This window comes from Exiguobacterium sp. s7 (assembly GCF_018618195.1).
Taxonomy (GTDB): domain Bacteria; phylum Bacillota; class Bacilli; order Exiguobacteriales; family Exiguobacteriaceae; genus Exiguobacterium; species Exiguobacterium mexicanum_A.
This window is the reverse complement of the sequence record NZ_JACSLO010000022.1, coordinates 6,996-19,405: the sequence shown is the minus strand read 5'-3', so window position 1 is coordinate 19,405 and position 12,410 is coordinate 6,996. Positions and strand designations below refer to the sequence as shown.

The window sequence follows — 12,410 nt, the reverse complement described above, 5'->3', positions numbered from 1 at the left end:
GCGCCGAAAGTAGTTGGGGGTCTCCCCCTGTGAGGATAGGACGTTGCCAGGCCAACGCGAAAGACGATCAAGCATCCGCTTGGTCGTCTTTTTTTGTGGATTGTCATTAAATTTTCTATTCGTAAGCGACACATACAATCTAATTCCGAACATTAAAAGATGAAAGTGAATGGAACGAACACAATTCTGAACTTTCTGAACATCGTGAATTGAATTGCACTTTCGCCCTATACCTGTTACCATTACAGAAATATTTCGAAACAAAGATTCGGGTCCGATAGGGAAAGGGGCAATCGATTTTTATGTGGGAAAACAAGTTTGCAAAAGAAGGATTAACGTTTGATGACGTGTTACTCGTACCGCGCTTTTCAAATGTCTTGCCAAGAGATGTGAGTTTGAGCACTAAACTTTGTGAAGGTCTAGAGTTGAACGTACCAATCATCAGTGCAGGTATGGATACGGTCACAGAAGCACCGATGGCCATCGCCATGGCACGCCAAGGTGGTCTAGGAGTCATTCATAAAAACATGTCGATGGAGATGCAGGCAGAACACGTCGATCGCGTTAAACGCTCGGAGAACGGCGTCATCACGAACCCGTTCTATTTGACGCCTGAGCGTCAAGTGTACGATGCAGAGTACTTGATGAGTAAATACCGTATCTCAGGTGTTCCAATCGTTAATTCGGAAACAGAACGCAAATTGATCGGGATTTTAACAAACCGCGACCTTCGCTTCATTAAAGATTACTCGACAGTGATTGCGGATGTCATGACAACGGAAAACCTCGTCACCGCAAAAGTAGGGACGTCCCTTGAAGAAGCAGAACGCATTCTTCATCAACATCGGATTGAAAAATTACCGCTCGTTGATGATTCAGGTGTGTTAAAAGGTCTCATTACGACAAAAGATATTGAGAAAGTCGAACAGTTCCCGCACGCAGCGAAAGACAAACAAGGTCGCTTACTCGTTGCAGCCGCCGTCGGTGTCACGAAAGATGCCGCATCGCGTGCTCAAATCCTTGTCGATGCTGGTGTCGATGCTCTAGTGGTAGACACAGCTCACGGCCATTCAGCCGGCGTCATTGAGAAAGTAAAAGAGTTACGTGACATGTTCCCGACACTCCCGATTATTGCAGGGAATGTCGCGACAGCCGAAGCAACACGGGCTTTGATTGAAGCCGGTGCATCGGTCATCAAAGTCGGGATTGGCCCAGGGTCAATCTGTACGACACGAGTCGTAGCAGGTGTCGGCGTTCCACAAATCACAGCGGTATACGATTGTGTCACAGAAGCTAGAGAACATGGTGTCACAGTCATTGCCGATGGTGGAATCAAGTATTCAGGTGATATCGTGAAAGCAATTGCGGCTGGTGGTCATGCGGTCATGCTCGGTAGTCTTCTCGCTGGTGTGAAAGAGAGTCCAGGTGAGATGGAAATCTATCAAGGACGTCAGTTCAAAACATACCGTGGAATGGGTTCTGAAGCCTCGATGAAACGTGGAAGCCAAGATCGCTACTTCCAAGAAGCGGACAAGAAATTCGTGCCGGAAGGTATTGAAGGTCGTGTCGCTTATCGTGGCGAGTTGGCAGATACGGTGTATCAACTCATCGGTGGCCTTCGCTCAGGAATGGGTTATTGTGGGGCAGCTGACATTCGGGCGTTACGCGAAGATACGCAGTTTATCCGCATGACAGGGGCTGGCTTGCAAGAAAGCCATCCACATGATGTTCATATCACTAAAGAAGCTCCAAACTACTCACGTTAAACGAAAAGCCGTTGTCTCGATTCAGAGGCAACGGCTTTTTATTATTATTTTTTAACTTTGTTGACAAGAATGACTGTACCACCATCATCTTGCGCAGGCAAGATGACCGTGACTTTGCCATCTCGTTTGACCACATAGTTTCGTCCACTATAGCGATCGACAAGTTTCGTCTTATACTTAAGGTTCGTTTGGAACGTAATTGTTCGCTTCGCCTCTGTCGTATTCAAGGCAACAAGGATCGAGTCCTTGCCGTGTTTTCGTTCAAAGACAGAATATCCCTTCGCAGACCCACCCGAGATAACGGCCCGTGTTCCTTTGCTAAATACTTTCGAATAGTCAGCACGAATATTGAGAAGCTTCTGGTAGTGCGTGTGCATCGCTTTGCCTTCTCCTTTGACTCGCTTCCAGTCGAAGTCATAACGGTTTTCATTGAACTCGCCTTTATCCATATCCAAGGCATGTTTTCCTGACTGACCGACCTCTTCACCATAGTAGATGACAGGTTGACCTTTCGCCGTCATTTGAAGCGAAGCGGCGACCATGTGTTTTCCTTCATCTCCTCCGGCACGTGATACGAGGAAACCGTCTTCGTCATGACTACTGAGGAACTGTCCGAGCGTCGCTTCATTCGAGAGTTGTGTGTTGCGGTATTGGAGCGCACTCTGAACGTCATCAATATTCCCATTGATGAACCGCTCAGCTTGATATTTGAAGTCAAAGTCGAGTAGCGAATCCATTTGGCCGCTCTGTAAGTAACCGCCCGTGTTGTTTACACTCGCGCCGTAATGTTCTCCAATCATCTTGAAGTCTGGTTTAAGTGCCGTTAACTCGTTTTTGAACGACTTCCATGTTGTCGAATCGACGTGTTTGACTGTATCAACGCGGAAGTAGTCGATAGTGTTACCTTTTTTCGTCTTCGAGCGTTTAACCCAATCTGTCTGCCATTTGACGAGTTGTTCACGAACAGCTGCTTCCTCTGTTTTAAAGTCTGGCAGCCCAGAGAGTGACATTTTTAAATCATCCCCATCGACCGGGTTCGAACGAATCATCCCCTCGAACGCTTTACGTTCCTGATTTGTCGGGAAGTTTGTCGCACCCGTGTCCACAGCTCCTGGTTCCATGCCGTAGCCAGGGTGGTTCAGGACGACGTCGACCATAATCTTGATGCCTCGTGCGTTTGCTTCGTCGATGAGACGATGGAACGCCTTCATATCCCCAAGATGCTCATCGAGTTTTTCGAAGTTTTTCGCCCAATAGCCGTGGTAGCCGTACTGTGAGCCGTCTTTACCGTAACGAAGATCCCAATCAATGTTGTCGACGATCGGTGTGATCCAAATTGTATTGATACCTAACTTGTCCAAATAGTCGAGTTTTTTCGTGACGCCGGCAAAGTCGCCGCCGTGATACGACTCAAGATGGTCTTGGTCGTAGTATTCACCATTCGGGTTATTATTCGTTTTATCCCCGTCATAGAAGCGATCGGTCAGCATGAAGTAAATCCGTGCCTCATCCCAATCGAACTCTTGCTTGTCCTTCATCGAGACCGGTCGGACCGTCAACGATGTTTTCGTCTTATGAACGTTTCCGTATTGGTCAATCGCCGTAATCGTCAAATACTTGTTGCCTGGTTTGACAGTATCTTTCACTGCAATCGTCTGTTTGTTCAGTGCCGGGTCTACCGCTAGCTTGGCTGGTCCACCGAGTGGACGGGCATCGATGTACATTTCTCGTAATTGGACACCTTTTGGCAACGTCGGCTTCACCTGGACGACCGCGTTTTCTCGAGAACTAATCGCTTTTGGAGCAACAGAAGCGGTCAATTTGACGTTGGGACGACGATATTCAACGCTCGACGCCTCAAAGTAAGGGTCTTTCACTTCAGTCGTGACACCGTCTTTCGTGACAAGGAATGTATAATCATGCTCCCCTTCCGGCAATTTTACCGTATGACGGAACCATTCGTTCTTCGCTTCGTAAGTCATCGGGTATGTCGTGCCATTGACTTTTAACGCGACGCTGTCGATTTCATCGAGTTGTCCTTCTTCATACAACGCTTTGTCACGGTAGAAGAACGTGACGGCACCATCTTCAAACACGGGCCCTTGAATCGTCGGTACTTGGTGGAACGTTCCTTTTCCGCTCTCGACGACGACCTTTGTGACTCGATCATTGCCGAGTTTCACATAACGGTCTTCCCCGTAACCATCCTTCACGGCCCAATCCGTGCCTTTGCGGATGACAAAGCCTACGTTGGTCGCATCTTTTCCGACCGGGATACGGAAGACGGCACCTTCTTCAGTGATTTTGTATGGATCTACTTGGCCATCTTTGGCACCAGTACTCCACGTCCATAAATTCCAATCGGTATAATCGTTGTCGGCCCGGACGTACAACATCTCGATGTAGCGTTGTGTTTTCCATGGATCGGCGATTTCAGTGATGGTTTTAAATGACGTCGTCAATGCCGGTAACGTCGTGTTCGACAGGTTTCCTTTCACAGCGTCCGCGGGAAGGGTCGCGGTATATGTTTGATTCAAGCCGAGTGCTTCGGTCGGTGTGACGGTCACTGTCGATCCGCTCGCTTCAGCCGTGAACGGTACAGCTGTCTCGCCATTCATCAAGCTGATGTTCGAAGCGTCTAACGACACAGGCTCATTGAACGTCCAAGTGATTGGGGATTTGATGTCCACTTGTTCCGATTGATTGGCCGGTGTGACTGCTGTCACTTCGAGTTGACTGACCGTCTCGACACCGCTCAACGTGAAGGCTGGGCTATATACCGATTGTGTCGACGGAGTAGCCGAAACGTTCCAACTATCGGCGACTTTGTTGGCCGAATTACTTGGAATCGTGTCGAACGCACCATGCTCGGTAGCATTATTCCCACTGAGTACCGTGAGGACCCGAACGGTATCCTCGTTGCTTAGGCCAAGCAGGGACAATGGGATTTTGCCTTCAAATCCTTTCGTGCGGTCAATAGCAAACGAGGCGCCGTTCAAGTTGCTTAAGTTTGCGAGTGGTGTGGATTTACCTGCTTCATACAGAGCAGCTTCTTTTACTGATGTATCGCCATCGACGCGAAGTAAAATATGATACTGTGGTTTTTTATCGGTTTGGCTAAAGTTGAACGGATAGCCAAGCGGGTTTGTCGCTACGCCTGAATCTTGTTCATTGATTTGGAGGGCGATATTTATGTACTGACCATTGTCGCCCCAGTTCGGGACGTTGTTCGCATCCACATAAAAGTAAAGGTTACGTGCATCGTTCTGCAGATAGACGTCTCCTAAATCGAATCCTTGCCAACCCGCCTGTGGGGATGTGGCGAGCGCTGGCGTGTTCGTCCAATCTGTTTTTAAGCCATCAATTGAGATTGTGGCAGGTTCAGCCAAAGCGTTCATCGGGACGCCGGCTTGGATCAGGAGAACGGATGATAAAAGTAACGTGGTCGTCTGTCGTGCCGCTTTCTTCTTCATAAAGCACCTCTTTCATGGAATGTGTCGTCTACAGGGCAACGAATTGTCAAAATTGCGCAAACGGTTTCAGGAATAGTTTAGCTGAATATGTAAGCGCTCACAATATGTTTTTTGAAAAATAATAAAAACGCCTATCGGTTAGAGAGGCGTTTGCTTCACGAGGCGTCCTTTCACAATCAACCGTTCCGTCGTATCGAACGTACACGTGACGAGCGTAATCGTCGGTTCAGTTGTTGGTTCGAGTACATCAACTTGTGTCGGGGGGACAGTCTCTAGGGAAGTAACTTCGTACTGGAACGTGTGCTTCATGTCGGTTACATAGATGGACATGCCGATGTCGAGGGTATGGAGTGGCCCGAACAGTGCGGTCGGGCTTTGCGTATAGTGGCCGGCAAGTGCGTAGTTTCCGGTTCCCATGTGCTGGGACGGATCCATCGTTCCGGCACCGACAGCCAAGTTCTCGTTATCGAGACCATATAAAATGGGTAGTTCAAGGTTAACATCTGGAATGGAAATGAGACCCAGGGTCGGTAATTCGTGAAACCGATTGCGCACAGTCAATAGTTGTTCCCAGGATAATGGCTCGACGTTTGAAAACTCAAATTCGCCGGTTTCGGGCTGTTTCGGTTGAATCTCGGCGGTCACTTGTTGACTGTTCCACGTCGCGAGTTGGTCTTTCCACCACGATTCGGATAACAGGAGTGTACCGATTAATAAGAGGAGACCACCGACGAAATAGCGTGACCGTTTCATCAATCTCTTCCTTTCTCAATGTTCCAACACGACATGAGTGCACTGACGGCGGCAGGTAATACTTCTTCAGATAAGGCGGCAAACCCGAATAAAAGCTGTGGGACCGTATCGCTCGAGTTGATGCGATAATCGGTCATCGCATTGATTCGAATACTCGCGGCTTCGGCCAGACGTTTTAATTCTTCGCTCGACTTTGTCGTTTGGACAGATAGCACAACATGAAGGCCTGCGCTCGCCCCTGTGATGGAGACAATCGGTTCATACGGTTTGAAAGCGGCGATGATGATTTCAAGTTTACGTCGATATGTTTTACGCATCCGGTTCAGATGTTTCTCAAAATCACCGGTCGCCATAAATTCGGCCAACGTGTGTTGCTCGAAGCGGGGCACGCTGCATGTGAAGTGACGATAACGTTCCCGGTAGCGATTCAACAGCGGAGGGGGGAGCACCATATAACCGATTCGCAATGAAGGCATTAGCGATTTCGAGAACGTGCTCAAATAGACGACCCGCTCGTTTTGATCCATGCTTTGCAAGGACGGGATGGGCTTACCGCTATAACGGAATTCGCTGTCATAATCGTCTTCGATCACATATGTTTGCTGCTCCGATGCCCAGTTGAGCAGACGTTGACGGCGGCTGACCGATAAAATCGTTCCGGTCGGGAATTGATGGGCCGGTGTCACATAAAGGGCATCAATGGCTGCTTGTTCCACCACATCGACACGGACGCCACTCTCATCAACAGGAATTGGAATGAACGTCCGTCGTTGATGGGCGAACAGTTGGCGGGTGAGCGGATACCCCGGATCCTCAATGCCGAACGTCGTGGTATCCGGCAACAGTTCTAACAATTGGGGCAACAGCTGCTCGGTTCCCGATCCGACAACGATTTGTTCGGGAGAACAATGCACACCACGCGAATGGTAGAGATAGGTCGCAATTTCTTGACGAAGGACGAAATCGCCTTGTACAGAGCCAAGTGACAGCAAATCGTGATGTTCTTCCGAGACGACTTGTTTTAAGTGCCGGCGCCAACGTTCGAATGGGAAAGCGGTCGTGTCGATTTGACTCGGATACAAGTCGAACTCATATGTTTTTTTCACCGGGAGCGGTTCGATGACGCTACTGCCGCGCCGGACGTACAGTTCTTCTTGCGGTAACACGTAGAAGCCTTTGCGTGGCAACGACTCGATATATCCTTCCGCGAGCAGCTGGGCATAAGCCAGTTCGACTGTCGTTTGTGATACATCTAAAAACTCGCCTAACTTACGTTTGGACGGAAGTTTTGTCCCGGTGGTGAGGGTGTCATCGACGATGGCTTGTCGAATGTGCAAATAGAGTTGTTCATATAACGGGACGCTCGAGTCAGCCTCGAGCGAGAACGTGAGCATATCCATAGTTAATCCTTTCTAGTCAGCCAAAGAAAAAATAGAGCATGAATCCGATAACGAGTAGGAGCGAAAACACTCCGGCTTTCCCGAAAAAGCTTCGTCCATGCGCCTCGTCACGACTGTTCCATTGGTCCATTTCATCATCCCCCTTGTCCTTTACAACATTCGAGAATTAGGAAATGAAGTCCTTTGTTTAAACTGACCACTTCAGAAAATACAAAACTGGCACTTTCAATATAGTCAAATCAATTTATACTTGCAAGTAGACTAGCTTATTGGAGGGGATCCATTTGGAAAAGAGACAAGTAGGGACAGACAAAGTAAAACGAGGTATGGCCGAGATGCAAAAAGGTGGCGTCATCATGGACGTCATCAACGCGGAGCAAGCCAAAATTGCTGAAGCGGCAGGAGCAGTCGCCGTTATGGCGCTCGAGCGTGTACCTTCAGACATTCGTAAAATGGGCGGTGTCGCCCGTATGGCCGACCCGACAATCATCGAAGATGTCATGGGTGCGGTATCAGTACCGGTCATGGCGAAGTGCCGCATCGGTCACATCGCTGAAGCACGTGTCCTTGAATCAATGGGGGTAGATTTCATTGACGAGAGCGAAGTATTGACACCGGCTGACGAAGAGTTCCATCTCTACAAACGGGACTATAAAGCACCGTTCGTCTGTGGCGCTCGTGATCTTGGTGAAGCATCACGCCGCATCGGTGAAGGCGCAGCGATGATCCGGACGAAAGGTGAGCCGGGAACCGGCAATATCGTCGAAGCGGTTCGTCACATGCGTACCGTTCAAGCCCAAGTGAAACGCTTGCTCTCGATGAGCATCGATGAAGTGATGACGGAAGCGCGTGACCTTGGTGCCCCGTTTGAAGTACTCATGCAAATCCGTGAAGCAGGTCGCCTCCCGGTCGTCAACTTCGCAGCAGGCGGAATTGCGACACCAGCCGATGCGGCACTCATGATGCACCTCGGAGCGGACGGCGTCTTTGTCGGATCAGGAATCTTCAAAGCGGAGAACCCTGAGAAATTTGCCCGTGCCATCGTCGAAGCAACGACATACCATGATGACTATGAGCGCATCGCGCACTTGTCGAAAGGACTCGGCGAAGCGATGAAAGGACTCGACGTCCGCACGCTCAAACAAGAAGAACTTATGGCACCGCGAGGTTGGTAAGATGACCACGATTGGTGTACTCGGAATGCAAGGTGCGATTCGCGAACACGTTCACATGCTCGAAGCACTTGGTGCGGATACGCTCGTCGTCCGCTCGGTCGATGACTTAAATCGAATCGATGGACTCGTCTTACCGGGTGGGGAGAGCACGGCGATGCGTCGCCTGCTTGATCGCTATGACTTGCTCGAGCCGTTACGTGAGAATACGGAGTTGCCGATGTTTGGAACGTGCGCTGGTTTGATTTTGCTCGCGACCGAAGTTGAAGGATATGATGCGCACTTGCGTAAAATCCCAATGACGGTCAAACGGAATGCGTTCGGACGACAAGTTGATAGCTTTGAAGTCGATTTGACTGTCAATGGAATCGATGACGCTGTCGAAGCAGTGTTCATTCGAGCGCCGCAAGTCGCATCGGTCGAAGCGAGCGTCGAGGTGCTCGCCGAGGTCGAGGAAGCGATTGTCGCGGTTCGGTATGACAAGTATATGGCTTGCTCGTTCCACCCGGAATTGACGGACGACTTGTCGATGCACCGCTATTTCTTGGACATAGTTGAAGCGACAAAGCGACAACTCGCCTGATCGAAAGGCTCCCTAGCAAATAGGGAGCCTTTTTCATGTGTTTTTTTGCTACACTGTAACGAGATACGTATAGAAAGGGGCAAGACCGTGAGACAAAGATGGATCGGATGGATGCTCGTTTGGGCAATCCTTTTAAATATGATCGTGCCGACGGATGCATCGGCGGCACCTAAAGTTGATGCGACCGGCGCGATGCTCGTGGACATGACGACGGGACAAATCCTGTTCTCACAAGAAGAGGACGCCATGCTTCCTCCGGCATCAATCACTAAGCTGATGACCGCTTTTCTCGTCCGAGAAGCCATCGAAGCGGGTGACCTCAGTTGGAACCAAGAAGTGACCCCGAGCGACAAGGCGTTGGCGCTGACCCGAAAACCAGGATTGGCTCGGATTCCGCTCGTCAATAAACCGTACACGGTAAAAGAACTTTACGATGTGGCGTTGATTCGTTCCGCGAACGAGGCGGCGGTCACATTGGCCGAGGCCGTCTCTGGTTCGGAAGGGGTATTCGTGAAGAAAATGAACGAACGGGCGACCGAACTTGGCATGACCCAAACGACGTTCGCCAATGCATCGGGACTTGACTCTGTGTCAGCGGGACGTCCAGGGGAGAATTTGACATCGGCCAATGATTTGATGATGCTCGCTTTGGCGTATTTGACGAAGTTCCCGGAAGTGCTCGATGTGACGAAACAAGCGTATGTCGACATCGACGGGGTCCGCTTCGAAGCGACGAATCGGATGCTCGCCGGTCGAGATTTAGCCTATCCGGGTATGCTTGGCTTCAAAACGGGCACGACCGACGATGCCGGTTACTGCTTCATCGGCGTGTCGACGCGAGATGGACGTACCGTGCTGTCGGTCGTTCTCGGAGCGAAGACCGATCAAGGGCGTTATACTGCCACGAAAGCTCTTCACGACTATGCATATGGAGACTTCGTCTTAACCCCGATTTTACGGACAGGCGAAATCGTCCCGGCGACGCTCCATGTTGCTGAAGGTGCGGTCGAGACAGCGAAAGTGCGCACGACGTCGGCCTTTGAAGTGCTCGTCGAGAAAGGGCAGGATGTACCTGAACCGACTTACGATCTTCCGAATACGAAAGCCCCAATTGCGGCCGATCAACAGGTCGGGACCGTCACCATCGAGCCTTCTGGAAGCGTTCGGTATCTAGATGGTGAACTTCCACCTAAAGGAACGCTCGTTGCGGCCGAACCGGTCGAGATGGCATCGTTTTTGACACGTATGACGCGTGCCTTCTCCGACTTTTTAGATGAGGTTCGACTCGTGCTCGGAAAACTGAGTCTTGTCGATAGAGTTGAGATGTTGTAAAGTAAAACTAATTCAATGACAGATGCAATGATGGGGAAAAGTACGTTACGGTCATCTACTGACAGAGAGCTAGTGGTTGGTGCAAACTAGTGGGATGATGTAACCGAATCGGCCTCGGAGCATTGGCTTGGAAACAAGTCACGTTACGCACACGTTACGTGCATCGAGTGGCCCGATTTCGGGCAACGAGGGTGGCAACGCGGATCCAAGGTGGTTCGTCCCTTTCCTACGGGAAAGGGACGTGCCACCTTTTTATGTGAAAAAGGAGGAATAACGAATGTTAGACATTAAACGATTACGTTCAGATTTTGAAGAGATTAAAACGAAGCTAGCTCATCGCGGCGAGGATTTGAGTGCGCTCGATCGTTTCCCGGAGTTAGAAGAGAAACGCCGCAACTTGATCAATGAGGTTGAAGTGAAGAAAGCAAAACGAAATGAAGCGACGAAGCAAATTGCGGAATTGAAACGCAATAAGCAAGATGCGGATGGACCGATTCTCGAGACGCGCCGTCTCGGGGATGAAATCAAATTGCTCGATGAAGAGTTGCGTGAAGTCGAGGCCGAATTGAACTTGATTCTCCTCAGTATCCCGAACATCCCGCACGAATCAACGCCGATTGGAGAAACGGAAGACGATAACGTCACCATCCGTGAAGTCGGAACAAAACCGACGTTCGAATTCGAACTCAAACAGCATTGGGACGTCATGGAAGATTTGAAAATCGTCGATGTGGAACGAGCGGGTAAAGTGACAGGTAGCCGATTTGTCTTTTATAAAGGTCTCGGCGCCCGTCTCGAACGTGCCCTCATCAACTTCATGATGGATATGCATGCCGATGAACATGGCTATTCTGAAGTGCTCCCTCCTTATATGGTCAACCGCGACGCGATGACCGGGACGGGACAACTTCCTAAATTTGAGGAAGACGCATTCAAAGTGGCGGATACGAACTATTTCCTCGTACCGACGGCAGAAGTTCCGGTAACGAACATGCACCGTGACGAGATTATCACGGAAGACCAACTTCCAATCACGTATACGGCGTATAGCGCTTGTTTCCGTTCAGAAGCGGGATCAGCCGGACGCGACACACGTGGGCTCATTCGTCAGCATCAGTTCAACAAAGTCGAGCTCGTCCGGTTTGTGAAACCTGAAGAGTCTTATGAACAACTCGAGATCTTGACGGGCCACGCTGAAGAAGTGCTTAAGCGTCTCGGTCTTCCATATCAAGTGCTCAGCATGTGTACGGCCGATCTCGGCTTCACGGCTGCGAAGAAATATGACATCGAAGTGTGGATGCCGGCGCAAGGGATGTATCGTGAAATCTCATCTTGTTCGAACTTTGAAGACTTCCAAGCGCGCCGGGCCGGAATTCGTTTCCGTCGCGAAGCGAACGCAAAACCAGAATTCGTCCACACGCTTAACGGTTCTGGCCTCGCAGTCGGCCGGACCGTCGCTGCGATTTTAGAGAACTTCCAACAGGCTGACGGTTCAGTCGTCATTCCGGAAGTATTACGTCCATATATGGGCGGCATCGAGAAAATTGAAATGCCTCAGTAATGAACAAACCAGCCCGTCTGAAACGTATCGTTCAGGCGGGATTTTTTTGGTTTTTTTTAATGTTTTTTCACAAAAGGGTTTGACATCTGTCTGCCAAGTTGGTACTATAAATCATGTCGAGCGAGATGTTTGCTCACCAATTGTATATGAGCTTTGGAGGTGTACCCAAGTGGTTTAAGGGAACGGTCTTGAAAACCGTCAGGGGTGTAATAGCCTGCGTGGGTTCGAATCCCACCACCTCCTCCATTTTTATTTTTGGAGGCTCAACAATTTCATATTTTTTTGGAGGTGTACCCAAGTGGTTTAAGGGAACGGTCTTGAAAACCGTCAGGGGTGTAATAGCCTGCGTGGGTTCGAATCCCACCACCTC

8 protein-coding genes, 2 tRNA genes and 1 other annotated feature are annotated in these 12,410 nt (G+C 49.8%); of the genes, 7 read left to right on the top strand and 3 right to left on the bottom strand.

The window, feature by feature from the left end; translation table 11 throughout:
• The first annotated feature begins 302 nt into the window (after positions 1-302).
• Entirely contained in the window at positions 303-1,766 is a 1,464-nt protein-coding gene (gene guaB, locus KNP79_RS15200; RefSeq protein WP_034781919.1) for an IMP dehydrogenase, read from the top strand.
• Between the two features lie 44 nt (positions 1,767-1,810).
• On the opposite strand, the gene KNP79_RS15195 is transcribed toward guaB, so the two are convergent.
• The 3 genes from KNP79_RS15195 to pdxR all read right to left on the bottom strand — a co-directional run bounded on the left by KNP79_RS15195 (position 1,811) and on the right by pdxR (position 7,392).
• On the bottom strand, positions 1,811-5,239 hold the full coding sequence (locus tag KNP79_RS15195) for an alpha-amylase family glycosyl hydrolase (RefSeq protein ID WP_215192908.1): 3,429 nt from the start codon (positions 5,237-5,239) through the stop codon (positions 1,811-1,813).
• 138 nt (positions 5,240-5,377) lie between these two features.
• On the bottom strand, positions 5,378-5,992 hold the full coding sequence (locus KNP79_RS15190) for a class A sortase (RefSeq protein WP_214755145.1): 615 nt from the start codon (positions 5,990-5,992) through the stop codon (positions 5,378-5,380).
• Positions 5,992-7,392 (bottom strand): MocR-like pyridoxine biosynthesis transcription factor PdxR, encoded by a 1,401-nt coding sequence (gene pdxR, locus KNP79_RS15185; RefSeq protein WP_034781910.1) that lies wholly within the window; start codon positions 7,390-7,392, stop codon positions 5,992-5,994. The genes KNP79_RS15190 and pdxR overlap by 1 nt, the downstream gene beginning before the upstream one ends.
• 284 nt (positions 7,393-7,676) lie before the next feature.
• On the opposite strand from pdxR, the gene pdxS reads away from it, so the two are divergent.
• From pdxS to KNP79_RS15155, 6 genes are all read left to right on the top strand, one after another.
• On the top strand, positions 7,677-8,567 hold the full coding sequence (gene pdxS, locus KNP79_RS15180; protein ID WP_021066746.1) for a pyridoxal 5'-phosphate synthase lyase subunit PdxS: 891 nt from the start codon (positions 7,677-7,679) through the stop codon (positions 8,565-8,567).
• A gap of 1 nt (position 8,568) precedes the next feature.
• Positions 8,569-9,147 (top strand): pyridoxal 5'-phosphate synthase glutaminase subunit PdxT, encoded by a 579-nt coding sequence (pdxT, locus tag KNP79_RS15175; protein ID WP_214755142.1) that lies wholly within the window; start codon positions 8,569-8,571, stop codon positions 9,145-9,147.
• A gap of 87 nt (positions 9,148-9,234) precedes the next feature.
• Entirely contained in the window at positions 9,235-10,479 is a 1,245-nt protein-coding gene (locus KNP79_RS15170; protein WP_353048192.1) for a D-alanyl-D-alanine carboxypeptidase family protein, read from the top strand.
• 18 nt (positions 10,480-10,497) lie between these two features.
• Positions 10,498-10,705, top strand: a binding site (T-box leader).
• A gap of 51 nt (positions 10,706-10,756) precedes the next feature.
• Positions 10,757-12,040 (top strand): serine--tRNA ligase, encoded by a 1,284-nt coding sequence (gene serS / locus KNP79_RS15165; protein ID WP_215192907.1) that lies wholly within the window; start codon positions 10,757-10,759, stop codon positions 12,038-12,040.
• Positions 12,041-12,195: 155 nt separating this feature from the next.
• Positions 12,196-12,286 (top strand) — tRNA-Ser (locus tag KNP79_RS15160).
• Between the two features lie 38 nt (positions 12,287-12,324).
• A tRNA-Ser gene (locus tag KNP79_RS15155) sits at positions 12,325-12,410 on the top strand.

What these genes read in the sequence shown, in the direction of transcription:
- KNP79_RS15190 (WP_214755145.1), bottom strand. Translation starts at nt 5,992, where the DNA reads ATGAAACGGTCACGCTATTTCGTCGGTGGTCTCCTCTTATTAATCGGT.
- KNP79_RS15195 (WP_215192908.1), bottom strand. Translation starts at nt 5,239, where the DNA reads ATGAAGAAGAAAGCGGCACGACAGACGACCACGTTACTTTTATCATCC.
- guaB (WP_034781919.1), top strand. Translation starts at nt 303, where the DNA reads ATGTGGGAAAACAAGTTTGCAAAAGAAGGATTAACGTTTGATGACGTG.
- pdxT (WP_214755142.1), top strand. Translation starts at nt 8,569, where the DNA reads ATGACCACGATTGGTGTACTCGGAATGCAAGGTGCGATTCGCGAACAC.
- serS (WP_215192907.1), top strand. Translation starts at nt 10,757, where the DNA reads ATGTTAGACATTAAACGATTACGTTCAGATTTTGAAGAGATTAAAACG.
- pdxR (WP_034781910.1), bottom strand. Translation starts at nt 7,392, where the DNA reads ATGGATATGCTCACGTTCTCGCTCGAGGCTGACTCGAGCGTCCCGTTA.